We start from the raw sequence: 26,690 nt of genomic DNA, 5'->3' as shown, positions 1-26,690 counted from the left end.
ATGAATAAGTATAAACAGCTAATTGTCTATATACAGTTAAAGATTCTCTGTAATTAGCATCCGGTTCTTAAAAAAATTAGAAAATAATGGACACGCCGAGTTTTAAAGAAGACCATATCAGCCAGGTTCCGGCATTACAGATGTTGGTGAATTTGGGTTATACCTATTTAAGTCCATCAGAAGCCGAGAGGCAAAGAGGGGGCAAAACCACTAATGTCTTGTTGGAAGACGTTTTGCGAAAACAATTGAAAGAAATTAACAGCATCAGGGTAAGTGCCACTAAAACCAGCATTTTTACCGACGAAAATATTGAGCGGGGCATACAGGTTTTGAAAAACCTGCCTATGAATGAGGGCTATATGGTAGCCAGTGAAAAGGTCTACAACCTACTCACTTTAGGACAGGCATTGGAGCAAAGTATAGATGGCGATAAGAAGAGCTTCACCCTTCAATACATTGACTGGAAAAACATCAACAACAATGTATTTCATGTAACCGAAGAATTCAGTGTTATTCGAAGTGCCAGCAAAGAGCATTACCGTCCGGATTTGGTATTGTTCATAAATGGCATTCCACTATGCATTATTGAGTGCAAGCGACCTGATATGAAAGAGCCGTTGAAGCAGGCAATCAGTCAGCATTTACGCAACCAACAAGAAGATGGGATTAGAAATCTATATATTTTTTCGCAATTGATATTGAGCATTGCCACACAAGAGGCAGCTTATGCAACCAACGCCACACCCGAAAAATTTTGGGCAAAATGGCAAGAGAAATTCAGCAATGATGAGGAAGAGCACAACTTCAAAAACAAATTAGAGGAACTCAAAAACAAACCACTTTCAGTTTCAATAAAAGAACAACTGTTTTCAGACCGCTTTAAATACGTTCGGCAATACTTTGATGTACTGGAGCAAGAAAAAATTCTGCCAACCGAGCAGGATCATTATTTGTTTGGCTTGTGTCGTCCTGAACGATTGATGGATATTATTTTCAATTACATTTTATTTGACAATGGAGAAAAGAAAGTAGCCCGTTACCAGCAGTTTTTCGCCATTAAGAAATCCATGCAGCGCATAATAACTGTAACAAACGGGAAACGAAAGGGCGGTGTAATCTGGCATACACAAGGAAGTGGAAAGTCGTTGACCATGGTGATGTTGGCACAAGCCATTGCTATGGAACCAAGTATCCGCAATCCTAAAATCGTATTGGTAACAGACAGAACCGATTTGGATAACCAAATTACCAATACTTTTAGAAAGTGCGGCATGTTTGTAGAAAATGCAACCACAGGGCAACGATTAGTGGAGTTATTAGAAAGTAAAAGTGATGCTGTAGTAACCACTATCATCAACAAGTTTGTTGCTGCAGTAAAGAAAATTAGTAACCCCTTACAGAGTCAAAACATTTTTGTATTAGTAGATGAAGGACACCGTACACAACATGGTACTTTTAATATTGACATGCAAAAGACTTTGCCGAATGCTTGCTTTATTGCCATGACAGGAACGCCACTTTTTAAGAAAGACAAAAGCACAGCAGCGAAATTCGGTGGTGTAATTGATGCCTATACTGTTGACCAGGCAGTTAAAGACCAATCGGTTGTTCCATTACTTTATGAAGGAAGATTGGCTTTGCAGGATGTAAATGCAAGCCCGATTGACACTTTCTTTGGTATGGTATCTGAGCCTTTAACCGAATACCAAAGAGCAGATATCAAGAAGAAATTTGCCCGATATGATCATTTGAATTCAGCCGAGCAGAAAATGAGAATGATTGCATGGGATATTAGCTATCATTTTCGTGACAACTGGCAAGGGAGAACACCATTCAAAGCTCAGTTGGTTTGTGATAAAAAAGTGAATGCTATTAAATACAAAGAGTATTTGGATGAAATAGGTATTGTAAGTAGTGAAGTATTGATATCATCAATAGATGAACGAGAGGGTGAAGAAAGTGCTTATGAAAAGTCTACCGAAAAAGAAAATCAGTTTTGGAAAAAGATGATGGATGAGCATGGCAATTCAAAGACCTATGAAAAGAACATAATCAATCGATTTAAAAACCAAAAAGATCCTGAGATAATTATAGTAGTTGATAAATTACTTACTGGTTTTGATGAGCCGAAAAATACGGTTTTATATCTCACGAGAAATTTACAAAGTCACAAACTCTTGCAAGCCATTGCAAGGGTAAATAGAATTTACCCTGATAAGGAGTTTGGTTACATCATAGACTATTATGGTGTAATTGAACATTTAGATGAGGCTTTACGGTTGTACTCTTCATTTGAAGATTTTGATGAAGAAGACTTAGCGGGAACGCTGACCAATATTTCTGATGAAATTAAAAAACTGCCACAAAAGCATTCAAACCTTTGGGATATATTTAAAACTATTGCCAATAAGCGTGATGCGGAAGCCTATCAGCAATTATTGAAAGATGAAGTGGTCCGTGTACTGTTTTATGACAAACTGGCTGCATTTGCCAAGAGTTTAAAACTGGCATTATCTTCCATTCAGTTTCATAAAGAAGTAGAAGAAAGGGTGATCAACCGGTATAAAGAAGATTTGGCCATGTTCTTGAAGTTGCGTTTAGCAGTCGTAGAAAGATACAGCGATGAAATTGACTACAAACAATTTGAAGGGCAAATACAAAAACTGATTGATACACATATCACCACAGAAAAGATTAAAACCATCACAGAACTGGTGAACATTTTTGATAAAGATAAATTTCAGCAAGAAGTAGAAAATACTATAGGCAAAGCTGCCAAAGCAGATAAAATTGCGAGCAGAACAGCCAAGCATATAACAGAAAAAATGGATGAGGATCCGGCTTTTTATAAAAAGTTTTCTCAAATGCTGAAAGAGACAATAGCAGACTATGAAGCTAAACGAATCAGCGAAGCGAAATATCTGAGTAATGTTCAAAATATCATGAATAATGTTTTGGCTCATACTGATAATGATATTCCAGAGCAACTGAAAGATAGAGATATAGCTAAAGCATTCTATGGTTTAACAGTGGAAGCATTATCTGAAAAAATCCAGGACAACATAATTCGTAAAGAAGTTTCAACCCAGGCTGCTTTACAAATTGATGACCTGATTCAAAATGCTGTTTTAGATAATGAGAAAGCTATTATTGACTGGCAATACAAGACAAACATTACCGGAAAATTGCTCATTGAAATAGGGGATTACCTGATTGACGAAGTGCGGGATAAATACAAGGTAGACCTGTCATTTAAAGACATGGATAAGATTGCAGAAGACTGTATTGAGGTCGCTAAAATCCGTTATAAGTAATGACAGCAGCTATACAATTTGGAAGTAAAACCATAGATTTTCGATTGGAGTATTCAGACCGAAAATCACTTGGCATTACAGTTACTCCTGAAATAGAAGTGTTGGTAAAAGCACCGATAGGCATAAACTTGGAAAAAGTGAGAGAGGCAATAAGGAAAAAAGCGCCTTGGATAATAAAGCAACAAAGCTTCTTTCTTTCCTTTCAGCCAAAAACACCTAAAAGAAAATATATAAGCGGGGAAACTCATTTGTATTTAGGAAGACAATATCGTTTACAGGTTCAAATAGGGAAACAGGAGTCTGTTAAGCTAAAAGGAAAGTTTATTGAAGTGATGGCCAATGAAAAGTCCAGAGCAAAGGGCTTGCTCAATGACTGGTATTTACAACATGCCCGGACAAAATTTCATTTAATTGCTGCATCGCTAATCGATCAATTCAAAAAATACAAAGTAGAACCTGATTCTATTGTTGTAAGAGAAATGCCAACACGTTGGGGAAGTTGCACACCAAAAGGGAAAATTATTTTAAATCCAGAACTGATTAAAGCACCCAAAGGTTGTATTGAATATGTGATTGTACATGAACTATGTCACTTAATACATCATGACCATACACAGAAATTTATAGACTTACAGACTAAGGAAATGAGAGACTGGGAAAAGTGGAAAATGAAACTTGAGAAATTATTAGCTTAAAATGAAGGCTAACTTTTGGAAAGTTCCGAAACTTTCCAAAACTCCCTTGTCTCCGGAGTTTGCTATAACCCAAGCAAGTTTATTACTATCTAACAACAGAATCTGTTATAACTCTCCAATAAAGTCAATCCTATTTTGTCCACTTTACCCATCCTGTTTCGCAAACCGTAGAGGTTTTACTCAGCTTTACAACATAACTAATACACTATCCCAACAGCCCATAACACTGTTTTAGTGTTAAACTGTGTACATACTGTGTTGTTGGTCTGAGTAACCAACTGATACTAAACGCATTAGCTTCTTGTGTTTTTGGGTGAAAAACGACTGTTTTCAGAGGGGTAAAATGGCAGAGACGATCTGCCCAATAATACGAAAATCATTTTCCAAAAGTTTGTCCTCTGCAGACCGACAAATTGAAATGCCAATGTCTTATAATCTGTGAAGCTCCTACTATGGTATGTTCAGAGACAAATATGGTATTGAGTAGATGACAGACCATTCTCACCCCAACGAATGATGGGGTTGCCGGCATTGGCATTTTAAGCCCCATTTAGCTACGCTATTTTCAAAACAGGTAAATCCTTGGAAAAGAAAAGATCATCGATTTCTCTTCGGGAAAACTACCCCTTAGCGCTGATTATTCGTGTAAACTGGTTGATGCTTCGGGTTTTGTTTATACCATCGCCGTATCATCACCGTACCTGCTTCAAGCGTTCTTAGCGTTTTCTTCGGTAATTCCCGAAGCCGCTTCGGAAATCCTTCGGGAACGCCCGAAGCGCTCCCGAACAAACCCCGAAGAAATCCCGAAGAAAGTACGGCGATGGTGCCTGCCAAGTTCGAAAAAATACCGAATGTCTTATACTGAAAAACTTTACTGGTCGCATCGTCTTGAAAAAGCTGGTCAATTGGTGTGAAACTGTGTTTTATTGTCAGAAAAAAATAAGTTGTTCCCTTATGAAGTCAGTGGTATTTTTCCTGATGTGCTCATCTGCAAAGAGGCATCATCATACATGATGCAGCATGAATAACTATTTACTGATTATGCTGGCTGTATGAGAAAAAGTGTATCATATGTTGCGTGATTTCTAATTATTCAGGCAATCATTCTATCAATAATAGCAAACCGTCTAAATGCTGTTTTTCATGGTATTTTGTTATTACATTCGGGTGAAACGAACATCAGATGATTGTAAATAAACAATATGGAAAAAGCAACCATTATACAATTGAGCAGAACTTTTGAAGAGTATGCTTATGAAGAAGACGGTATTGATTACTGGCTTGCACGTGAACTTCAAACCCTTTTGGGGTATGCAGAATGGCGCAATTTTTTAAACGTAGTTGATAAAGCAAAAGAAAGCTGCAAAACCACTGGTGAAGCGGTTTCTGACCATTTTGTTGACGTCAACAAAATGGTCGGAATTGGTTCCGGAGCGGAGAAGTCTGTTGATGATATTATGCTCACTCGGTATGCATGTTACCTGATTGCTCAGAATGGTGATCCAAAAAAAGAACCCATAGCTTTTGCTCAAAGTTATTTTGCTATCCAGACCCGTAAACAGGAATTACTGGAAGAGCGAATACAACTCAATGAAAGGATAAGGGCAAGAGAAAAACTGGCAGCTACTGAAAATGAGTTGTCAAAAAATGTGTATGAAAGGGGTGTTGATAGCAAGGGTTTTGCTAATATTCGCAGTAAAGGCGATTGGGCCTTATTTGGCGGCCATAACACCAGTGCTATGAAAAGAAAATTGGGTATTGCAGAAAAAAGACCTTTGGCCGATTTCCTGCCCACCATTACTATCACAGCCAAACAATTGGCTACTGAAATCACCAATTTTAATGTAAAGAAAAATAACCTGAAAGGAGAGAAAAGTATTGTTAGTGAACATGTAAAAAACAATAAAGATGTAAGAGGGTTATTGGGTAAAAGTGGTATTAAACCGGAAGCATTGCCTCCTGAAGAAGATATCAAAAAATTAGAGCGGAGAGTAAAGTCGGCTGATACCGAAATTTCAAAGAAAAAATTGAAAAGGAAATAATAGTAGTATCATGAACACCGCTTTCTCTGAAAAAATGAAATAGCCGTAAAGCCAATGATGAAGCAGTTTCTGACCATTTTGTTGACGTCAACAAAATGGTCGGTATCGGGATTGTTTCTGAAGCAGGCTACCTGTATGGCAGCTGCTGTTACATCAGTTATTCCTTACTTAAAGTTGAACCAACCAGGTTATTTGACCTCGGGAACAGTTTACAACCGATCGCAACCATTCTGCCCTTTTCCTGTTAAATTTGTAACTCATATCTCATTTATGCAGGCATATTGTCATTCCCTAACGGAATATAAACGATTAAAAACCAGGGAAGTACGTGTAGGCGATCTTTTATTGGGTAATTTTCACCCCATCCGCCTGCAAACCATGACCACCACCGATACCATGGATACCCTTGCCACGGTAGAACAGAGTATCCGTTGTATAGAAGCCGGTGCCGAACTGGTACGCATTACGGCTCCGAGTAAAAAAGAGGCTGAAAACCTCTTGCATATTAAAAATGAACTGCGCCGCAGAGGTTATGCTACTCCATTGGTGGCCGATATTCATTTCACCCCCAATGCTGCTGAAATAGCCGCCAGAATTGTAGAGAAAGTAAGGGTTAACCCCGGTAACTATGTTGACAAAAAGAAATTTGAACTCATAGAATATACCGATGCCGATTATGCAGAGGAAATAGAGAGAATCCAGGAGAAGTTTACACCTCTGGTACGCATCTGTAAAGAACATGGAACAGCCATGCGTATCGGCACCAACCATGGTTCACTCAGCGATCGTATCATGAGCCGTTATGGCGATACACCCATGGGTATGGTAGAAAGTGCCATGGAGTTTTTACGCATCGCCCGCTACGAAAGCTATCACAATATTGTACTGAGCATGAAAGCCAGCAATCCGCAGGTGATGGTACAGGCTTATCGTTTACTCATACAGCAGATGGATGCTGAGTTTGGTGAATGTTACCCCCTGCACCTGGGTGTAACAGAAGCCGGCGACGGAGAAGATGGTCGTGTAAAAAGTGCAGCAGGCATCGGCACATTACTGGAAGATGGTATCGGCGATACGGTTAGGGTTAGCTTAACCGAGGATCCTGAATTTGAGATACCTGTTTGCCGCGATCTGGTAAAAAGATATACGGCTAAAGAAAGAACAACAAAACATATACCTGTCATCGATAAAATAACCTATAACCCCTTCAACTACCAGCGTAGAGAAAGTTTTGAAGTAGGAAATATCGGAGGCAAGCAGGTGCCCATTGTAGTGGCCGATCTGAGTAAAGCAGGAAAAATAACCCCTGCCACGCTGGAAAGAGTGGGTTATACCTATGATGCTGATACAGATAAGTGGAATATCAGCGATACAGCAGCCGATTGCATTTTCACCGGCGATCAGTTATTGAATTTTGCCTTACCCGGCACCTTAAAAATAATTGTGTATCCCCCCACCTGGAAGCAGGCTAAGGATCAGGAAAAATATTGTCCGATTGATGATATCAATGGATACCTCAGCAATCCGGACAGGAGTAAGACGCTGAATTTTGTGATGATTGATTGTTATAACGATGGCAGCATTCCACCAGCCGAACAGTTGCAACAACTGGGAGCAGATAAAACGGTGGTTCTCTGTTTAAGCAGTACCAACGAACACGCCATGCCTTCGGTGAGAAGAATGTTTGTGGAACTGCAGGAACAGAAAATACAGAACCCGGTTGTGCTCATTGTAGACAGTAACTGGCAAACAACCGATGAACACCTGATTCATTATGCCACAGAAGCAGGAGCTTTGTTACTGGATGGTTTTGGTGATGGTGTTTGTTTTGGTATGACCGGTAAGAGTTATGAGCAGGCAACATCGGTGAGTTCAGATACCAGTGGAAGAAATTATGTATCGAACACATCTGTTGAACAGTTTGTAAACGCCACCGCATTCAGCATATTACAGGCCACCCGTACACGCATTTCCAAAACAGAATATATATCCTGTCCGAGCTGTGGCAGAACCCTGTTCGACTTACAGGAAACTACCGCAAAAATCCGATCGGTAACCAACCACCTGAAAGGCGTAAAAATTGCGATCATGGGTTGCATTGTAAATGGTCCGGGTGAAATGGCAGATGCCGATTTTGGGTATGTGGGTAGTGGTGTAGGAAAGATTACGCTGTATAAGGGCAAGGATGTGGTGAAAAGAAATGTAGAGAGTGAAGTGGCAGTGGAAGAGCTGATCAATATTTTAAAAGAAAATGGTGCATGGGTAGAACCTGCATCTTAAAATAACCTTGTTTCAATATTTCTTTTTCTCCTTACCCCGGACTCAAGTCCGGGGTAAGGAGAAAAAGAAATACAGACAGGAGAGATAATAATTTATGCAAACAGACTTTCTCGTTATAGGATCAGGTATTGCAGGGTTAACCTATGCACTTAAAACAGCACGTTATTTCCCTGACAAAAAAATTACGGTCATCACCAAAACCCAGGCCGATGAAACCAATACCAAATATGCACAGGGAGGTATAGCAGGTGTCTGGGACGAAAACAGAGACAGCTACGATAAACATATTGAAGACACACTTATTGCGGGTGACGGCTTATGCAATTCCGCCATTGTAGAAATAGTAGTGAAAGAAGGACCGGAAAGAATCAAAGAAATCATTGCTTACGGAGCAGAGTTTGATAAGGATGAAAAAGGAGAATACAGTTTAGGTAAGGAAGGCGGACACAGTGAAAACAGGATTCTGCATCACAAAGATGTTACCGGTCAGGAAATGGAACGTGCATTACTGGAGGAGTTGAAAAGCGTTCCCAATATTGAGCTGATCAATCACTGTTTTGTGGTTGATATTCTTACGCAACACCACCTGGGTTTTCTGGTAACCAAATCAACCACCGATATTACCTGCTATGGTGTTTATGTGCTGAATCTTCATACCAACCAGATTGAAAAGATACTCGCAAAAATTACTTTGCTTGCTACCGGTGGTTGCGGACAGGCTTATCGCACGACTACGAATCCTAAAATTGCCACAGGCGATGGTATTGCCATGGTATACCGTGCGAAAGGAAGAATCGAGAACATGGAGTTTATCCAGTTTCACCCAACTGCACTCTATGAACCCGGCACTTCTCCTTCCTTTCTCATTACAGAAGCAGTAAGAGGCGATGGTGGTATACTGCGTAATAAAAACGGGGAAGCGTTTATGGAGCGGTATGATGCACGGAAAGACCTTGCTCCCCGCGATATTGTAGCCCGTGCCATCGATAATGAAATGAAAAAAACAGGTACCGAACATGTGTACCTTGATTGCAGGCATATGGATAGAGAAAAATTTATCCATCACTTCCCGAATATTTATGAAAAATGTCTGAGCATCGGTATCGATGTCATGCAGCAGATGATACCTGTTGCACCTGCTGCACATTATAGCTGTGGCGGTATTAAAACCGATGAATGGGGCCGAACTTCTGTACGGCATCTGTATGCCTGTGGCGAATGTGCTAGTACAGGTTTACATGGCGCAAACAGGTTAGCGAGCAACAGCTTACTGGAAGCCATGGTATTTGGTCATCGCTGTTACCTCGATAGTATTAATGCCCTTGAACATATTTCATTTGAAGAAACCATTCCAGACTGGAAAACAACAGGTACAACAGACCCGAGAGAGATGATTCTCATTACACAGAGCCTGAAAGAATTGCAGCAAATCATGAGTGATTATGTTGGTATTGTAAGAACAGACGTACGTTTGGAAAGAGCCATGAAACGCCTTGATTTATTGTTCGCTGAAACTGAGGAGCTGTATCGTTCCACCAAAGTATCACCACAGTTATGTGAACTACGCAACCTTATTACAGTGGGTTATCTCATTGTAAAAGGCGCACAATTCAGAAAAGAAAGCAGGGGGCTACACTATAATACCGACCACCAGGAGAAAAGTGAACTGCTGCAAAATATTATTTTATAATTTTTTTGATTTTTTAATCTTTGATTTGTCGATTTTAAATCTGAGATCAAAAAATCCGAGATCAAAAAATACATCATGTACCCCATCGTTTACGGACTCTTTTATCTTTTGTCGTTGTTGCCATGGCGGGTATTGTATTTCATAAGCGATGGATTATACCTGCTGGTGTATTATGTCATCGGGTACAGGAAAAAAGTAGTACTCCAGAATCTCGCCATTGCTTTCCCCGAAAAAACCGAAGCAGCACGTACACGCATAGCCAAAGATTTTTATCACAATTTTATAGATAGTTTCATTGAAACCATCAAGTTGCTTTCTGTTTCTGAAACAGCATTCAGAAAAAGGTTTACAGTAAATATCGATGTGCTGAATAATTTGTATACCGGAAATCAGAATGTGCAGATTGTTTCAGGACATTATTTCAACTGGGAATTTGCAAACCTGGGGGTATCGCTTGACAGTCAATTTCCTTTTATCGGCGTATACATGCCATTGAGTAATAAAACCTTTGACAAATTAATTTATAAGCTGCGCACCAAATTTGGAACCTTACTGGTACCGGCCAATGAGTTCAAGAATAACTTTCATTTCTATGCCAAAAATCGCTATGCCCTTGGGTTGGTAGCGGACCAGAATCCGGGTAATCCCGCAAAAGCTTACTGGACCTCATTCTTCGGCAAACCCGCTCCTTTTGCACGTGGTCCGGAGAAAGGAGCCAAATTGAACAATACAGCGATTGTATATGCACACTTTTATAAAGTAAAACGAGGTTATTACAAACTCGATTTCGAATTGATCACCACAGAACCCGGCCAGTATGCCGACGGGGCACTTACTAAATTGCTCGTAAAAAAAGTAGAGGACTCTGTCCGTAAAACTCCAGCCAACTATTTATGGAGCCACAGAAGATGGAAATGGTCGCATGAGTACGAGAAGTACAAGCACCTGATGGTGGAGTAGATTTTGGATGTCGGATCTCAGATGTCAGATTTGGGATATTGTTAAATCCGACATCCGACATCTGACATCAATTCAAAACTTCTTTAGATTTTTCGAACTTAAACTTATCGTTGAGTTCTTTTATCTTACCCCAGCCGCCTACAACATTTCTGAGGTTATGTATGCCTTGTCTTTTCATCAGTGATGCTGCAATTACACTTCTGTAACCACCGGCACAGTGAACATAAATGTTGTGGTTGTCTTCAAGATGTGCCATGCTTCCCGGATCGCTTAATTCATCAAGCGGAATATTGAGTGCTTCCTTGATATGACCATCTGCAAATTCGGGTACTTTTCTTACGTCAACAATCACCAGTTGATCATCGAAGGGCATATCCATGGCCAGTTCATCGGCTTCCACATCAATAATCATATCAGTAGGTTCGCCATTGTTTTTCCATTGCTCAAAGCCACCTGACAGATAACCGGCAAACTTTTCAAAACCTACGCGCGCCAGTCTTACGATGGTTTCTTTTTCTTTTCCTTCATCCGTCACTAACACAATTTCCTGGTCGAAGGGAAGCAGGCTGCCTGCCCATTCTGCAAAGCGGCCTTCAAGACCGATAAAGATGGAGCCTGGAATAAAGCCTTCGGTAAATACAGTTGCTTTTCTGGTATCAACAATGATCACATTCGCTTCTTTGATTTTCTTTTTGAAAGCAGGAATATCCAGTGCCGTCATTCCTTTGGCCAGCACTGCATCGAGGCTGTCATATCCTTCTTTATTGATGCGGGCATTAATAGGGAAGTACTGTGGTGGTGCGGCAAGTCCGTCTGTAACCGCTTTAATAAAGTCTTCTTTGCTTTGTTGCTGCAAAGCATAGTTGTTTGCTTTTTGTTCGCCGATGGTGCTGAATGTTTCGGGTCCGAGGTTTTTGCCACAACTGCTGCCCGCACCGTGTGCAGGGTAAACAATTACATCGTCTGCCAATGGCATGATTTTGTTTTGCAGGCTTTCATACATCATGCCTGCCAGATCGTCCATGGTAAGTTCATTGGTTTTTTGTGCCAGGTCGGGGCGACCTACATCGCCTACAAATAAGGTATCACCGGTGAAAATGGCATAATCTTTCCCTTCCTCATTTTTCAGCAGATAACAACTGCTTTCCATGGTATGGCCAGGCGTATGTAATACTTCTACATGCAACTTTCCGATCTCAAATACTTCTCCATCTTTTGCCACATGCACAGGGAAGCTGGTTTGGGTACCCGGGCCATATACGATAGTGGCTCCGGTTGCAGCAGCCAGATCCAGATGTCCACTTACAAAATCGGCATGGAAATGCGTTTCGAAAATATAACGGATACTGCTGTTACGTTCTTTGGCGAGACTAAGGTATTCTTCAATATCGCGCAAAGGGTCTATAACAGCGGCAATACCGTTGCTTTCAATATAATAAGCTGCTTCACTCAGGCAGCCGGTATATAGTTGCTTTACAAACATATTCGCGAGTTTAGGCAAAGATATGACCAAGGATCAGGCCAGACCCTTATCAATTACGGAAAAACAGGCGTAATGTCAGTTAAACTGTCAACCAACCAGTGATTCTACAAAACCGACCACTTCGGTTAATCGACTGTAGTTTACGGAATAGAAGATGAATTTACCGTCTCTTGTAGTACTTACAATACCGGCTCGCCTAAGGATAGCGAGGTGTTGCGAGGCTACAGACTGCTCCAGGCGAAGCTTCACATAAATTTCCGTAACCGTCATTTTTTGATGATCGTCAAGTAATTTGATGATTTGCTGTCGGAGTTTGTGATTGATGGACCGCAGGATAAGGGCCGCTTTCTTCGTGTGAAGAAAGTCCACCTTTATCGCGTTTTTCCCGTTGTTTAAAACAACAGATTGCAATGATTGGCTCATGACAATTAAGTTATGATGGGGGGTTAACAAACTAAAATTGCACTGATAAAGATATACAAATCTTTATAGTTTTTATAGTATATTTTTTATATACCATCAAGCAATCCCTGAAAATGCTATTTTTTTGAGGTGTCGAAAAAAGCCTTGAGGTATAAAGGTTCGCTATAGGCGAGGTCTGCAAAATGTGCACTGGTAAAGGCTTTGAACGAAAGTTGGGCCAAATCACCTGCATCATGTTGTATAGCGGAAAACCTTGCATTCGGGTGACCTGAAATTTTGCTTAATTTTTCCATTCCACTTCCCGAAAACTGTACAACGGCTGTATCCAGCAAAGCTGCAAACGATTGCTCTTCCAGCACCATCGCTTGTGGTGAAAGTCTGCTTTGTAATGAACGGTCATATACTGCTGTAAAAACTTCCATTCTTCTGGCATCGATTAATGGGCAAAATAACTGTACTTCTTCATCAGCATTTTTGATGGCTGCCGTCGCCATCACTTCCAGTGTATTAACAACAATCAGCGGCTTGTCCAGTGAAAAACAAATGCCTTTTGCGGTAGCCATTCCAACCCTCAATCCTGTATAACTACCTGGTCCACCGGTAACAGCAATGGCTGCAAGATCAGTTAATGCAATGCCTGTTTGCTGCATAACCGAGGCAATCGCCGGCTGGATAAAAGAAGCATGATTTTTTTGATCAGTACTGGTTAAAATAGCCAGCACATCATTATCCTTACTCAGGCAAACCCCTGCAGTTGCTGTGGCGGTATCGATATTCAGTATATAACTCATGGTTTCGTGTTGAGTTGGGCAACTTCATTCACCAATGCGGGTGCCGGGGTATAACGTTCATCTTCTTTGGAAAGCATACTTAATAATTGATAAATATTGCTGACACCAATTTTTTCGCACCACTCAAACGGACCATACGGATAATTGGTGCCGAGTTTCATGGCGGTATCAATATCTGTTTTGCTGCTGACATCATCACCCCAGGTAAAATAGGCTTCGTTAATAATCATAGCAATGATTCTCGCTGCAATCATTCCGGGAACATCTGGCACAAGGGTAAATGACCAACCCAGCTTGTTCATCAATGTTTTCACAGCATCTGCATGGCTTACCGTTGCAATTTCTGTAACAGGTCTTTCCAGAAAACCATTCCATGCATTGATACGAACATAATTGTCAGGTAACTCATTTGAAATAGATAATACTGCATTCGCAAAAACGACAGTATCTGTAAGCTCTTTAAATGCAGGGCCTTCTTCTTCATAACAAAGGTCGAACCAGGCATCGGCTTTTTCGGGTAAAACATCGCTGTCATACCAGTAAATGCGACTATTGGCTGGTAATGCTTTTGATAAAAATGCCTGTTGCTGTTGTGCCGAAGCCCTGACCACTATTTGCATGCTGCAAATTTAGGTTGGTGGGTTGATAGAAAAACAGCAATTTGCCAGTCACAAAAGAAAAGAGACCATGTCTAAACAAATCATCAACACCCCTAAAGCACCAGCACCCATCGGACCCTATAACCAGGCGGTTAAAGCCAATGGTATGGTATACCTCAGCGGACAGGTAGCTTTTGATCCGGCAACAGGCGAACTGTTAACCAGCGATCTGAAAACAGAAACCCATCGGGTGATGCAAAACCTGGCAGCAGTGCTGGAAGAAGCGCATATTACATTTGAACATGTGGTGAAGACTACCATTTTCCTGAGCGATATGGGACATTTTGCAGCAGTAAATGAAGTGTATGGCGCTTATTTCAAAGGCGATTATCCTGCCCGAGAAACAGTGGCTGTAAAAACATTACCCAGGAATGTGAATGTAGAGATCAGTATGATTGCGGTGGTGGATTTATAATAAGCTTCCCTCCCTCTAAATAGGCAACAAACCCTGCACAGGATTTAAACCCCGTGCAGGGTTTGGCTTATAATAATGTTATCCGATAACCTGTACTACATACAACTGTTTCACCCGGTTGCAGATAACGCAGCCCCATTTTATTATTAAATGCATCCGGGGCAGCAGTAAGATTTTCAATGGCAATACTCTTACGATGTGCTGGCGTATAAATCTGGAGATAAGGATAAGCAGCATCTGGTTCAATGCTTATGCTTACTTTTTTCCCTTTTAATATACAATGGCCTTTTTCATGATCGGGTAATACAAAACAATTGTCGAGTTCAATACCATCGAGTAAAGCACCCGCTAAAAAACGATCGTCTTTTTCTTCTGCACCTGTTGGTACCAGTTCATCATCAAATACCAGTTTCCTGCTGGTATTGAATGAAAGAATGGAATGATCGATAGAAGTGTCTGTTGAGAAATAAGGATGCCAGCCATCTGAAAACGGAATCACAGCATCGTGTTCATTTGTGATACTAGTACTTACAGTCAGGTAATGGTTATTGTGCAGGGTCCAGGTAACGGCTATGGTATACGGAAAAGGATAACCTTTATCTGTTGCTTTATATTGATGCGTTAATGTTACCCATGCTTTACCGTTATCGGTTCCCATATCAGTTGGTTCAAACACTGCATGGCATAATAAACCATGAATGGCATGTCCATTTAAGTAAAAGCCTTCTATTTTGAAATCGGTGTCTTCAAACCGGTATTTACCGTCCCGCATTCTACAGACAAAGGGGCTGAGTTTAGCGCTTTTAAAACCATTGTTCATTGTGGCTTTCGCATCATCCACATCCTTAAAACCATCAATTACATTCACGGAACGGCCTTCCGATTGTATGGTGAATGCATTTAATAAACCCCCAAAGCAAAATATTTCTGCATGGGTTCCTGTATGGTCATCACAAAGTGTGATCGTTTGCTGGCTATTGATTCCTTTTTCCTGTATGCTGAATGACATCTGGTTGTTTTTGTAAACTTAGCCATCAAAAAACTAACGATTGTTAACCATTCGGCTGAAAGCTGTAAATTTGCCATTCAGTGAAAAGAAAGGATATGTCGTATCAACCCCAGCATAAAATCCGCATTGTAACAGCCGCCAGTTTATTTGACGGGCACGATGCCGCCATCAATATCATGCGCCGGATTCTGCAGTCAAAAGGAGCCGAAATCATACACCTTGGTCATAACAGGAGTGTGGCTGAAATTGTAGAATGTGCCATAGAGGAAGACGCACAGGGTATTGCCATTACCAGCTACCAGGGTGGGCATGTGGAGTTTTTCAAATACATGCGCGACCTGCTGGATCAGAATGGTTGCGGACATATTAAAATCTTTGGCGGTGGCGGCGGAACCATACTTCCGGAAGAAATCAGGGAACTGCATCACTATGGTATCACCAGAATCTATAGCCCTGATGACGGAAGAAAAATGGGACTGGAAGGTATGATTGAAGACGTGATACGTCAATGTGATTTTAATTTGAATGGAAACGGTACTTATACCAAACCGATGACACTGGGTGAGGTGAAAGATATTCGTACCATAGCGCGGCATATTACCAATGCAGAGAACGGAACAGGAGACAAGGAACAAGTGAACAAACAACAGGCTACTGCCGTCATTCCGGTATTGGGTATTACAGGTACAGGTGGTGCAGGTAAAAGTTCTGTGACCGATGAAATTGTAAGAAGATACCTGCAGTTACTGGAAGATAAAACCATTGCTGTTATTTCTGTTGACCCTTCCAAAAAGAAAACAGGTGGAGCTTTATTGGGCGACCGTATTCGGATGAATGCCATTTCACATCCACGGGCCTATATGCGTAGCCTGGCAACACGCGACGATAATACAGCACTCAGTGCCCATGTACAGGATGCCATTGATATTTGTAAGCAGGCAGGGTTTGACTTTATCATTCTCGAGTCGGCAGGTGTGGGACAAAGCGATGCTTCGATACTTGATTTTTGTGATGTGAGTTTATATGTAATGACACCTGAATACGGTGCTGCTTCCCAGCTGGAGAAAATCAATATGCTCGATTATGCAGATGTGGTTTGTATCAACAAATTCGATAAAGCCGGTGCATTGGATGCGCTGCATGATGTTCGTAAACAATATAAGCGCAACCATAATTTATGGACAGCAAAAGATGAAGAATTACCCATTGTAGGCACCATTGCGGCCCAGTTCAATGACGCAGGTGTAAATGCATTATTTGAAAAAATAATGCTGGCTGTTGAACAGAACACAAAGATATCGTTTGGCGATTTCTCTGGAGAAGACAATAAAAAAGATACGACCACCAAATCGCAGATCATTCCTCCCAAACGTGTACGTTACCTGGCGGAGATTGCAGACAATAACCGTTCTTACGACAGTTGGGTAAATGAACAAACCACCATCGCCAGCAAACTATACCAGATCACAGGTACTTTGGCATCGGTAAAAGGTGAACTCGCCAAAGGGTTGGAAGAAGTAAAGCAATCTTTTGAAAAGCAATTACACACCGACTGCCAGCAACTCATTCAACAGTGGCCGGCACTGGTAAAACAATACGAAGCAGATTTCTTTGAATACAAAGTGCGTGATAAAGTCATCAGACAACCACTCACTACTACATCACTTAGCAAAACCCGCATTCCTAAAGTGGTATTGCCCAAATACAAAGACTGGGGCGATATTCTTCGCTGGCAGTTACAGGAAAATGTGCCGGGCTCATTTCCTTATACAGCAGGTGTGTTTGAACTGAAGAGACAGGGCGAAGATCCTACGCGGATGTTTGCAGGGGAAGGTGGTCCTGAGCGAACCAATAAGCGTTTCCACTATGTTTCTTTGGGGCAGCCTGCTATCAGGTTATCTACTGCATTTGACAGTGTAACATTGTATGGGGAAGACCCAGCCATCCGTCCCGATATCTACGGAAAAATTGGTAACAGTGGTGTTAGTATTGCCACAGTAGATGATGCCAAAAAACTATACAGTGGTTTCGATCTCTGCGATCCGAAAACATCCGTTAGTATGACCATCAATGGCCCGGCACCTATTTTGCTCGCCTTTTTTATGAATGCCGCCATTGATCAGCTTTGTGAAAAATACATTGAAACAAATGGTTTATGGGGCAAGGTGGAAGAAGTGCTGGCAAAGAAATATAAGCATGCGCCCAAGCCTGTTTATTATAACCCATCTTCTCCCGAAAGATTACCTGAAGGTAATAATGGACTGGGTCTTCGTTTACTCGGACTAACAGGTGATGAAGTATTACCTGCGGATGTGTATGCTACTATTAAAGCAGAAGCATTGTCGCAGGTGAGAGGAACGGTGCAGGCCGATATCCTGAAAGAAGACCAGGCGCAGAACACCTGTATCTTCTCTACTGAGTTTGCATTGAAACTGATGGGCGATGTGCAGTCCTATTTCATTGATCATAAAGTGCGCAATTTTTATAGTGTAAGTATCAGTGGTTATCATATTGCAGAAGCAGGTGCCAATCCTATTACACAACTGGCATTTACACTGGCCAATGGATTTACCTATGTTGAATATTACCTGAGCAGGGGAATGCATATTGATGATTTTGCGCCCAATCTTTCTTTCTTCTTCAGCAATGGAATGGATCCTGAATACAGTGTGATTGGTCGTGTGGCAAGACGCATCTGGTCAAAAGCCATGAAGAACAAATACAAGGGTAACGACCGTTCACAGAAACTGAAATACCATATCCAGACCAGTGGCAGAAGTTTGCATGCACAGGAAATTGATTTTAATGATATCAGAACCACATTGCAGGCTTTGTATGCGATCTACGATAACTGCAACAGTCTTCATACCAATGCTTATGATGAAGCCATTACAACACCTACCGAAGAGAGTGTGAGAAGGGCCATGGCTATTCAGTTAATCATCAACCGTGAACTGGGTTCTGCCAATACAGAAAACTTTATACAGGGAAGTTTTGCCATAGAAGAACTGACCGACCTGGTGGAAGAAGCCGTATTGGTTGAATTTGAAAGAATCAGTGAAAGAGGCGGTGTGCTGGGTGCTATGGAAAGAATGTACCAACGCAATAAAATACAGGAAGAAAGCCTGTATTATGAAACATTAAAACATACCGGTGAACTTCCATTGATTGGTGTAAATACCTTCCTTAATAAAAAAGGAAGCCCGACCGTATTGCCAGGTGAAGTTATTCGTTCAACTACAGAAGAGAAAGAACAGCAGATTCAAAACCTGCAGGCATTCTGGAAAAGGAATGAAGCAAAATCGGCAGCAGTACTCGCTTCATTAAAACAAACGGCAAAACAAAATGGCAACCTGTTTGAAGCATTAATGGAAACTGTTAAGTATTGTTCCTTAGGACAGATTACACATGCCTTGTATGAAGTAGGCGGTCAATACAGACGTAACATGTAAGCTTCCCGGAAAATTTACTAAATTGGATGCTCAATAATGTTGGTCAGATGCGTATTCAACTATCTGTAGGTACAGTTTTGTTTTTTTTCTGTTTGCCTGTTATGCTGAACGCGCAGCAACCGGCAAGGAAATACGATTCTACCATGAAAATTGGTAAAGTCGGGTATAAAGTGAATTGCAGCAATCGCAATGCCGATAAAAACACGATTAATATTTCACCGATAGGTTTTGATAACAGTATGCGCGATTTCAGCTTTGAGATCAAAGGACGCATTCGCCGCGCAGAAGTTGATGATGTAAACCGTGATAATTTTCCTGATCTAGTTTTGTATGTCTATAGCGGCGATACCCTGAACAAAGGAACTGTGATATGCATCAGTTCTGAAGCTAACAATACGGTATTACCCATAGTATTTCCGGATATTATTGATGATCCGAAATTGCGAGAAGGTTATAAAGGCAATGATGAATTTTTGTTGATGGAAGGAGTGCTCACCCGCAGATTTCCGCTGTTTACAACCGATAGTGCAGGGGTGTCAACATTTACGGGGAAAACCAGACAGGTGATGTATCGTGTAGCACCTGGTGATAAAAGCGGACAGAAATTTGTAGTGATGCGTACGTATGATTATGTAAAGCAATAAGTGAATCAACGACCACCCGCCAGTACAATTTTAGTGGCAACCCTTTCCAATCCCTCATCATCACGAATCAATACAAGGTACACGCCGCTGGCTACTTTAGTACCAAGATAATTTTTTCCGTTCCAGATAGCCTGTCCTCCCAATGATCTGGTCTGGTACACAAGCCTTCCATTTAATTCGGTGATTTTTACCAGCGCATTATTGGTCAGTCCGCGAATGGCAATGGTACCGTTATAGCCAGGGGGTACGGGATTCGGAAACACCAATACATTCTGTTGTGTGGCAGTTCCTTCTGTAGCGGTGCTCCTGAAACTACAGATACCGTTAAAGGTTGCCATAAAAACTTCTCCTGTTACCGGATCAACACTGATCTTTCGAACATCATTACTTAAAAGTGGGCTGTTTTCTGCCGTATAACGGTAAATGATTTTATCGCCATTTGAACTGATAAGCCATACCCCATTGCGTGTGCCTACCCATTTCCTGTTTGCGCCATCTACCGCCATACATTGTACCACTTCATCCCTGAACAAAAGCCCTGCCAATTGATCCTGCTGAATAATCGGCTGAATGGCTTCACATCCACTGGCGCCAAAAACTGTCTCCGGGCAGCGGATGATACCAATACCTTTATCTGTTCCCACCCAGATAAAACCATTTTTATCCTTTAGAAGTGAATACACATTGTTGGAGGGGAGGTTACCATTGCCAGTTCCCTGCCGGTAATATTTCCAGCGATCATCATTGCTGTTATCAATATTGGCGCCGGGGCTGTAACAAAATAAACCATTGCCTTTGGGACTCATGATCCATAACTGGTCAAGGTCATCCACCACTATTTGTGCCACCGCATTTTCGCTGTGTGAAAATGGAATGCTGAAAGAAGTCCAGCTACTATCTGTTTTTCTTACATGCAGATTCTGTGGAGCGCCATAATTACTGACCCATAAACGCTGACGGCTGTCAAAAGCTAAACCACTTACCCGAACACTCCCGGGGTCGCCAATAGCAGCGCGCAGAGTGCTGTTCTGTTGTTTAAATAGTTGAGTGGATGATTCCCTGAAGCGAACAAGTCCGCCTCCATAACTGCCGGCCCAGATACTTTTATCACGCGGGTCTTCGGCCAGTGTAATAAAATCAAAAACAGAATCAAGAACGGGGGTGTTGAAATAACCGCGAAACGACCAACTATCATCTTTTAACTGAAACACACCATCACGGTTATACAGATAGTTCCAGGCATCATTCACACTACCGGCAGCAGCATGAACTGCTGTTTCTGTGGCTAAGAGATCGCCTGTAGCAATTCCTGGAGGGCCATTGGGTATAAAACGATCAACACTGTTTCCAAAACGGGAGAGTCCGCCAAAACGATCGGCCACCCACACGGCAGTATGATCAATGATGGCTGAACGGGGAAAAGAGATCACACCGCTTTGTGTTATGGTTCTTTCCACCAGGCCATTGGTATTGATGATGATGACACGCGAGGCTCCGCTATTCGTACGCTGGCAAATCAGTAAACGATTTCCGCTTGCCGTAACACTTACAATGGGCCAGGCAGCATCATGATAAAGTAACTGCCAGTTGGTACCATTGAGTATGAACAAGGAGTCGTTTTTCTGCGTAACAAGTGTATTATTTACTGACAGGATATGCTGGTAAACACCGGCAGGTAAACCGGCTGAACCACTTATAGGTAACCAGTTCCTGTAATCTGCCAGGTTGCTGGCCGTAGCCGAAGCATATTTTAGTCCCTGTTCAGTGGCGGCGTACCATTGATTATTAAATAGGTTGGCAGCATAGGTTTTTACCTGCGCACCATTGTTACCAATGATCCAGGTGTCTTTAATTTCGAGACGGGCAAGATCAACCAGTACAATGCCTAATCCGGTTGAGAGATAGGCGATTCCATTGTTGCAGTAGATCTGCAGTATAGATTTATCTCCACTGATGGTACTTCTTTGAATGTCACTGATATTTTTAACGATACTGCCTTTGATAAGATCCAGGTTACTGTTGTTATAGGCTACTAGCAACTGCTCGCCGGTATTGTCCCACCCAATGGTACTGATGCCAATATCATTGAGACCAGTTACTTTGGAAAAACGTTCTGCTTCTTCTTTATCGTTGATGGAAAAAACTGCCTGGGTAGTAGCGCAATAGATACGATCTCCTTTTACGACCTGAATGGCCTGTTGGTAATTAAGGTGTTCACGCCATTGACCAAGGGGTGGAATTTGTGCTTTAGCAGTATGGAATGTAACCAGGCAAAGCAACCATTGAAAGGCCATACAAAAAAAAGAATTGCCTGCTTTCCTGCTAATCATGGTTAAAGTTAGCAAATCTGTTATGAATGAACTGGTAGAAGCAAGGGAAAGTTCAAAGCAAATAATAGTAGATTTTCTATTTACGGTGAATCAACATCAGGTAATTATATCGCGAACCAGTTGCAGAAAAATCAGGTATTTCTACGTGTTTTTTTAATGGTAAAGCTTTCTATTTTGGCTGTTTAAAACAGTATGTATGAAGAGTAGAATTGCGATTGAAAATTTCAGGAAAATCGATGAGCTGATTGCGAGGAAAAATACGGGTAAACCCGCAGAAATGGCTGTAAAGGTCGATTGTTCATTAACCACCCTTTTTACTTACCTGTCTATGATGCGTTCGATGGGAGCTCCGATCAGGTATAACAAATACAAGCATACCTATTACTATGAGGAGGAGGGTAATTTTGTAATCGGGTTCAGGTTAAAATGAAATGTACGCTGGAGAATAACAGATCAGACAGTTACGATTCCGTGTTTAATGGCAAATATGGCCAGACCTACGCGTGTTTTGATATCCAGTTTTTTAAAGAGGTTATCGCGATAAGTGTCAACGGTACGTGGGCTGATATGCATTTCTTCTGCGATTTCCTTGTAGGTTTTATCGCTGCATATCCACTGGAGGAATATGGTTTCGTTTTCTGTTAAGCTACTTAATGGGGAACCGTCTCCCAGGAAAGAGTCTTCGTTGCTGATATAGTGCATCAGCTTATCGCTTACCAGTTCATTGATGAAATAGCCTGTGTCGCGAATGTTTTCGAGGGCTTGTTTAAACACTTTGGGTTTACTGTCTTTCAGCAAATAACCACGGGCTCCATTTTTAAGCATACGGATGATAGCGATATCATTCTCAAGCATGCTCAATACCAGTATACGGGTTTCGGGTAAATTGGCTTTAATCCATTCTGCCGTTTCAAAACCATCCATCATGGGCATATTAATGTCGAGCAGTACGATGGCAGGTGGTTTGTTGGTCTTAAGTGCTTCAATGAACTCTTTACCGTTGCCGGCTTCCATTACTACTTTGAAGCCATCAAATGAGTTGATCATCGAGGCCAGCCCGCTGCGTAGTAATTCATGGTCGTCCACTAATGCTACAAAAGTCATACTGATTGATTGGAATTATTTGGATTTAGCCTGCAATATAATAGCTGTTCCGTTCCCGGGCTCACTTTTTATATCAACAGTTGCATTTATCATTTTAGCCCGGTTAAATATGTTCTGTAAACCTATTCCCGGACCAGCTGTTTTAAATTTCTCCATATCGAAGCCCACGCCATTATCTGTAATGGTGAGCTTGGCTTCGTTCTCATTTCCCTCAATATCTACCGAAATATGGTCGGCTTTGGCATGTTTCATGATATTGTTGATGATTTCCTGTACCATCCTGAACATGATCAGGTCTGTGTTCTTGTCGATGCCTGTGAAGTTCTCCACAATTTGCAGATCTGTTTTATATCGACCGCTTTTCTGCAGATTTCCTAATAGCTGACGTATCGATTCAACGATGCCTATATCCTGAATGCGATTGGTTTGGAGACTATGGCTAAGGTCGCGAAGATCTTTAATGGCTTTACCCAGCAGATCATCGGTATGCTCAAGTTTCTCATGATCGGAAATATCAGAAAAACTACTTAGGTTGAGTCTTACCAAACTTAACACCTGACCGATATTGTCATGAATTTCACGGCTGATATGGCTGAAAGTCTGTTCCTGTATTTCTAATTGTGATTTAAGGATGGTTTGCTCAAACCTGTTTTTCATTTCATCACGTTCTTGTTGAAATTTTCTTTGACGACGTAAAAAAACAAACACAATAAGCAATAAAAAAAATCCAATCAATACCAGAAAAACAGAAGCAATTACGATGGTGATGATGATATCTTCTTGTTTTTGCATAAAATAAATGCTATACTAAATGACCCATATAAAATTACATTTAAGCTATTAATAATAGCCTGATAAATTTTCGCCCCCTGATTTTGTAAATCGTTGCTCGATAAGTATTCAAACATAGCAAAAACTACAACTGATCCAAGAAAAAAGAAAAGCAGGCCAACATTCACCCAAAAAAAAGGTCTTGTAACAAGTTTTACATGTAATGTCTCTGGTAGAATTGCCTCATAGAAAAACATCCAAACAAAGGAAACGATAAAAAATGAGCCGAGTAAAAAAATATAATTGTGGTACACATATATACCTTGAATAAATAAAAGATTGATGAGAAAGCAAACCATATAAATTACACAAAAAAGCAGTATAAGTCTTTTTAGTTTTGTCAGATTAAGGTTGTAGTAAAACAAAAAGGCTAAAAAAAGGAATTCAAATACCGAATAAAAATTATACATCACATGTTTAAAAGTTCGGCTTTTGTCTATGGCATAAACCTCAATGATGACTGTGACAACTAAGAATAAAATAAAGTATTTGAAGACGGAGTGTTGAGAAAGGCTTTTATAAAAAATAAGAGCTATGAGTAAGCAGAAGATTTCAACATAATGGTTCAAACTCATACACCGTTTATTTTTCAAATAAAAAAGGCTATATCGATTTAAGATACAGCCTCTTTAATAATTTCTTTCCTACGTAAAGACAAATATAAATATATTTAAAATGCTGTCGGAAATTATGGACGTAATGTACCGTGGTTCAGGAATTCAGTTTCTTTACCAATTTCTTCACTATTTCTAATATTTCCAGATCTTGTCTTCTTATCACCAGAGAAAAATACAGTCAAACGACCGTTCTCGTACATACCAAAATTAACGGTGATATTTGCGGAACCCTGACGTTTCAAAATGTTTAAGTAATTCTGAATATCTTTTACAGAGAATGTTACTCCGGTAGATTTATTCAGGCCAGCAGCTGCATAGCGTGAAGCAAGCGCTGCTGCCTCATTTTGTGGAATGATTCCAGGAATACTTGATGCATCTACTTCTATTGCGGTGATTGATTCGCTGCTTGATCCATTGCTGGTTTCAGTTGTAACACCATCCTGTTCTTTCTGGCAGGCTACCAGAAGTATGGTAACAACTGACAGCAGTAAAACTGAGCCTAAGATTTGAAACTTTTTCATCTAATCTGTTTTTAATAGGTTTTTTGACCAAGGTTTGTTTGAATGGGCATTACAAGGTTTCGAGAAGAGAATTATTCAATTTTTATTCCCATCTGGTACAAAGGTCTGCTTTTTTTCTTATGTATATGCTATTTAATCACTGAATTAACTACCGTTTTTTCACTGAATTTGGGTACGGTGTTTTAAACGAATTTTATAATTAACTATACTTAAAGATATTGATTGTCAAAATATTTAATAATTAATTTTAATGTATTTTCTAATGTTGATAAAATTAAATATACCAATTAAACAAAGGATTATAAGGGCTGTCAACGTCGTTTCCAATGAAATGAAGGGATTTATATACACTTGCTGGCCAGCTAAAAGCCTGAAAGCCCAGTACTGCAACAGGCAAACGATGGCAAGTGAAATAGTAATAATGATGATATTGGAAGGGAAAAACTGTCGCATTAAAAAGCGCGATAATTGTTTGGGCGAAGCCCCCAACGTAAGCAACAATTTTATTTCTTCTTTACAGGAACTGATGGTTAGCTGGATAAAAAGCGTAAAGGTCAGTACGGCAAATAATAACATCAGTAAACCTGTTGCACCGGAAATATTTACCACCATATCCACCACCTGTCTGTACCTGCTGAATCTGGTTTTATCCTGATCGGTACTCAGTTTTTTTTCTTTCAGGTAACGTATTAAATCAGGATCGCCCGGATCTTTGGTACGCAGGATAATCCTTGATGGTGCTGCATTACCGTCAGCTCCATATCGCTGATTCGCCCAATCCATAAACGATTGAGGAACGAGCAGAGAAGATATCCTGTCACTGAAGCCTACCACTCTTCCGCGCATACTATGTGCTACACCATTTTCATCATAGATATTTACCTGGAAGAATATCATTTTTACGACTTCTCTTGTTAATTGTGGTAAACCCTGCGATAAAGAAAACTGAAAATTGTAAATGTCTAAAAACATACCAGGCACGATAATGGGAACAAAACCGGAAGACTCCTCCCAGGCCCATTCCTTTGTGCTTACATCCAGAAAACTGTCCGGTACACTTTCAAAAGCAATATCTGTATAAAACGGAAACTGGGCACTACTGCTTTGAATGGAGGCTTTGAAACGACTGTTGTGTAAAACACCCACTGCATCCGCAAAACGCTGGGCCTTGATGTCATTTATTTCGGCATCGGAAAGTGTGGTGTTCTTTAAGTTTTGATCGGTAAGTATTTTATTGATCACCAAAAAATTGGCAATGCTATCACGGTTACCACTTCCACTCAAAAGCTCTTTATAATTGCTTTGTAACTGAACTGCAGAAAGTATAAGTACCATGGCAATCGACAAGCCAACAATGGCCATGGCAAACCGAACTCTTCCGGCACCGGTTTTAATTAATTTTCGCAGCAGTATGTTCAATCCTTTCATAG

General features: G+C 40.8%; 20 protein-coding genes. 10 read left to right on the top strand and 10 right to left on the bottom strand.

The window, feature by feature from the left end; genetic code table 11:
* Positions 1–86 precede the first annotated feature (86 nt).
* The 6 genes from ACH3Z1_RS03095 to ACH3Z1_RS03070 all read left to right on the top strand — a co-directional run bounded on the left by ACH3Z1_RS03095 (position 87) and on the right by ACH3Z1_RS03070 (position 10,981).
* Positions 87–3,314: a type I restriction endonuclease subunit R gene (locus tag ACH3Z1_RS03095; protein ID WP_490820381.1), complete on the top strand. Its 3,228-nt coding sequence runs from the start codon at positions 87–89 to the stop codon at positions 3,312–3,314.
* Entirely contained in the window at positions 3,314–4,009 is a 696-nt protein-coding gene (locus tag ACH3Z1_RS03090) for a M48 family metallopeptidase (RefSeq protein WP_490820380.1), read from the top strand. Before ACH3Z1_RS03095 ends, ACH3Z1_RS03090 begins: the two co-directional genes overlap by 1 nt.
* Positions 4,010–5,211: 1,202 nt before the next feature.
* Positions 5,212–6,051: a DNA damage-inducible protein D gene (gene dinD / locus ACH3Z1_RS03085; protein ID WP_490820379.1), complete on the top strand. Its 840-nt coding sequence runs from the start codon at positions 5,212–5,214 to the stop codon at positions 6,049–6,051.
* Between the two features lie 270 nt (positions 6,052–6,321).
* A complete protein-coding gene (gene ispG / locus ACH3Z1_RS03080) occupies positions 6,322–8,331 on the top strand; it encodes a (E)-4-hydroxy-3-methylbut-2-enyl-diphosphate synthase (protein WP_490820378.1) in 2,010 nt (669 codons plus the stop codon).
* Between the two features lie 94 nt (positions 8,332–8,425).
* A complete protein-coding gene (nadB, locus tag ACH3Z1_RS03075; protein WP_490820377.1) occupies positions 8,426–10,021 on the top strand; it encodes an L-aspartate oxidase in 1,596 nt (531 codons plus the stop codon).
* Positions 10,022–10,066: 45 nt separating this feature from the next.
* Positions 10,067–10,981, top strand: coding sequence for a lysophospholipid acyltransferase family protein (locus tag ACH3Z1_RS03070; RefSeq protein WP_490821233.1), 915 nt, complete (start codon positions 10,067–10,069; stop codon positions 10,979–10,981).
* Between the two features lie 67 nt (positions 10,982–11,048).
* Here ACH3Z1_RS03070 and ACH3Z1_RS03065 read toward each other — a convergent pair whose 3' ends face one another.
* From ACH3Z1_RS03065 to ACH3Z1_RS03050, 4 genes are all read right to left on the bottom strand, one after another.
* On the bottom strand, positions 11,049–12,464 hold the full coding sequence (locus tag ACH3Z1_RS03065) for an MBL fold metallo-hydrolase (protein WP_490820375.1): 1,416 nt from the start codon (positions 12,462–12,464) through the stop codon (positions 11,049–11,051).
* Positions 12,465–12,551: 87 nt separating this feature from the next.
* Positions 12,552–12,833: an ArsR/SmtB family transcription factor gene (locus tag ACH3Z1_RS03060; protein WP_490820373.1), complete on the bottom strand. Its 282-nt coding sequence runs from the start codon at positions 12,831–12,833 to the stop codon at positions 12,552–12,554.
* A 170-nt stretch (positions 12,834–13,003) separates the two neighbouring features.
* Entirely contained in the window at positions 13,004–13,678 is a 675-nt protein-coding gene (gene tsaB, locus ACH3Z1_RS03055) for a tRNA (adenosine(37)-N6)-threonylcarbamoyltransferase complex dimerization subunit type 1 TsaB (protein ID WP_490820372.1), read from the bottom strand.
* On the bottom strand, positions 13,675–14,298 hold the full coding sequence (locus ACH3Z1_RS03050) for a 3-hydroxyacyl-CoA dehydrogenase family protein (protein ID WP_490820369.1): 624 nt from the start codon (positions 14,296–14,298) through the stop codon (positions 13,675–13,677). The genes tsaB and ACH3Z1_RS03050 overlap by 4 nt, the downstream gene beginning before the upstream one ends.
* Before the next feature lie 67 nt (positions 14,299–14,365).
* On the opposite strand from ACH3Z1_RS03050, the gene ACH3Z1_RS03045 reads away from it, so the two are divergent.
* Entirely contained in the window at positions 14,366–14,752 is a 387-nt protein-coding gene (locus tag ACH3Z1_RS03045) for a RidA family protein (protein ID WP_490820368.1), read from the top strand.
* A 67-nt stretch (positions 14,753–14,819) separates the two neighbouring features.
* Here ACH3Z1_RS03045 and ACH3Z1_RS03040 read toward each other — a convergent pair whose 3' ends face one another.
* Positions 14,820–15,761: an aldose 1-epimerase gene (locus ACH3Z1_RS03040; protein ID WP_490820367.1), complete on the bottom strand. Its 942-nt coding sequence runs from the start codon at positions 15,759–15,761 to the stop codon at positions 14,820–14,822.
* A 95-nt stretch (positions 15,762–15,856) separates the two neighbouring features.
* On the opposite strand from ACH3Z1_RS03040, the gene ACH3Z1_RS03035 reads away from it, so the two are divergent.
* A complete protein-coding gene (locus ACH3Z1_RS03035; protein WP_490820366.1) occupies positions 15,857–19,213 on the top strand; it encodes a methylmalonyl-CoA mutase family protein in 3,357 nt (1,118 codons plus the stop codon).
* A gap of 47 nt (positions 19,214–19,260) precedes the next feature.
* Positions 19,261–19,857, top strand: a complete 597-nt coding sequence (locus ACH3Z1_RS03030) for a hypothetical protein (protein ID WP_490820365.1) — start codon at positions 19,261–19,263, stop codon at positions 19,855–19,857.
* A 5-nt stretch (positions 19,858–19,862) separates the two neighbouring features.
* On the opposite strand, the gene porZ is transcribed toward ACH3Z1_RS03030, so the two are convergent.
* Positions 19,863–22,187 carry a type IX secretion system anionic LPS delivery protein PorZ gene (gene porZ, locus ACH3Z1_RS03025; RefSeq protein WP_490820363.1) on the bottom strand — a complete coding sequence of 775 codons (2,325 nt, stop codon included), beginning with the start codon at positions 22,185–22,187 and terminating at the stop codon, positions 19,863–19,865.
* Positions 22,188–22,383: 196 nt separating this feature from the next.
* Between porZ and ACH3Z1_RS03020 the strand changes: the two genes are divergently transcribed.
* Positions 22,384–22,617, top strand: coding sequence for a hypothetical protein (locus tag ACH3Z1_RS03020; RefSeq protein WP_490820362.1), 234 nt, complete (start codon positions 22,384–22,386; stop codon positions 22,615–22,617).
* Positions 22,618–22,640: 23 nt separating this feature from the next.
* On the opposite strand, the gene ACH3Z1_RS03015 is transcribed toward ACH3Z1_RS03020, so the two are convergent.
* The 4 genes from ACH3Z1_RS03015 to ACH3Z1_RS03000 all read right to left on the bottom strand — a co-directional run bounded on the left by ACH3Z1_RS03015 (position 22,641) and on the right by ACH3Z1_RS03000 (position 26,688).
* Positions 22,641–23,291, bottom strand: a complete 651-nt coding sequence (locus ACH3Z1_RS03015; RefSeq protein WP_490820361.1) for a response regulator transcription factor — start codon at positions 23,289–23,291, stop codon at positions 22,641–22,643.
* A 15-nt stretch (positions 23,292–23,306) separates the two neighbouring features.
* Positions 23,307–24,083 (bottom strand): sensor histidine kinase, encoded by a 777-nt coding sequence (locus ACH3Z1_RS03010; RefSeq protein WP_490820360.1) that lies wholly within the window; start codon positions 24,081–24,083, stop codon positions 23,307–23,309.
* A gap of 727 nt (positions 24,084–24,810) precedes the next feature.
* A complete protein-coding gene (locus tag ACH3Z1_RS03005) occupies positions 24,811–25,260 on the bottom strand; it encodes a hypothetical protein (protein ID WP_490820359.1) in 450 nt (149 codons plus the stop codon).
* A gap of 234 nt (positions 25,261–25,494) precedes the next feature.
* The gene (locus tag ACH3Z1_RS03000) at positions 25,495–26,688 is read right to left on the bottom strand and encodes an FtsX-like permease family protein (protein ID WP_490820358.1); all 1,194 of its coding nucleotides are present in this window, start codon (positions 26,686–26,688) and stop codon (positions 25,495–25,497) included.
* Between the last annotated feature and the right edge of the window lie 2 nt (positions 26,689–26,690).

Source organism: Sediminibacterium sp. FW305-C-49 (genome assembly GCF_058231085.1).
This window is presented reverse-complemented; position numbering and strand designations above follow the sequence as displayed.

Bases quoted from the DNA above. Each gene is read 5' to 3' on its own strand.
- nadB (WP_490820377.1), top strand. From the start codon at position 8,426: ATGCAAACAGACTTTCTCGTTATAGGATCAGGTATTGCAGGGTTAACC.
- ACH3Z1_RS03015 (WP_490820361.1), bottom strand. From the start codon at position 23,291: ATGACTTTTGTAGCATTAGTGGACGACCATGAATTACTACGCAGCGGG.
- ispG (WP_490820378.1), top strand. From the start codon at position 6,322: ATGCAGGCATATTGTCATTCCCTAACGGAATATAAACGATTAAAAACC.
- ACH3Z1_RS03000 (WP_490820358.1), bottom strand. From the start codon at position 26,688: ATGAAAGGATTGAACATACTGCTGCGAAAATTAATTAAAACCGGTGCC.
- ACH3Z1_RS03095 (WP_490820381.1), top strand. From the start codon at position 87: ATGGACACGCCGAGTTTTAAAGAAGACCATATCAGCCAGGTTCCGGCA.
- ACH3Z1_RS03065 (WP_490820375.1), bottom strand. From the start codon at position 12,464: ATGTTTGTAAAGCAACTATATACCGGCTGCCTGAGTGAAGCAGCTTAT.
- ACH3Z1_RS03020 (WP_490820362.1), top strand. From the start codon at position 22,384: ATGAAGAGTAGAATTGCGATTGAAAATTTCAGGAAAATCGATGAGCTG.
- ACH3Z1_RS03040 (WP_490820367.1), bottom strand. From the start codon at position 15,761: ATGTCATTCAGCATACAGGAAAAAGGAATCAATAGCCAGCAAACGATC.
- ACH3Z1_RS03090 (WP_490820380.1), top strand. From the start codon at position 3,314: ATGACAGCAGCTATACAATTTGGAAGTAAAACCATAGATTTTCGATTG.
- ACH3Z1_RS03050 (WP_490820369.1), bottom strand. From the start codon at position 14,298: ATGCAAATAGTGGTCAGGGCTTCGGCACAACAGCAACAGGCATTTTTA.
- porZ (WP_490820363.1), bottom strand. From the start codon at position 22,187: ATGATTAGCAGGAAAGCAGGCAATTCTTTTTTTTGTATGGCCTTTCAA.
- dinD (WP_490820379.1), top strand. From the start codon at position 5,212: ATGGAAAAAGCAACCATTATACAATTGAGCAGAACTTTTGAAGAGTAT.
- ACH3Z1_RS03045 (WP_490820368.1), top strand. From the start codon at position 14,366: ATGTCTAAACAAATCATCAACACCCCTAAAGCACCAGCACCCATCGGA.
- tsaB (WP_490820372.1), bottom strand. From the start codon at position 13,678: ATGAGTTATATACTGAATATCGATACCGCCACAGCAACTGCAGGGGTT.
- ACH3Z1_RS03035 (WP_490820366.1), top strand. From the start codon at position 15,857: ATGTCGTATCAACCCCAGCATAAAATCCGCATTGTAACAGCCGCCAGT.
- ACH3Z1_RS03010 (WP_490820360.1), bottom strand. From the start codon at position 24,083: ATGCAAAAACAAGAAGATATCATCATCACCATCGTAATTGCTTCTGTT.
- ACH3Z1_RS03005 (WP_490820359.1), bottom strand. From the start codon at position 25,260: ATGAAAAAGTTTCAAATCTTAGGCTCAGTTTTACTGCTGTCAGTTGTT.
- ACH3Z1_RS03030 (WP_490820365.1), top strand. From the start codon at position 19,261: ATGCGTATTCAACTATCTGTAGGTACAGTTTTGTTTTTTTTCTGTTTG.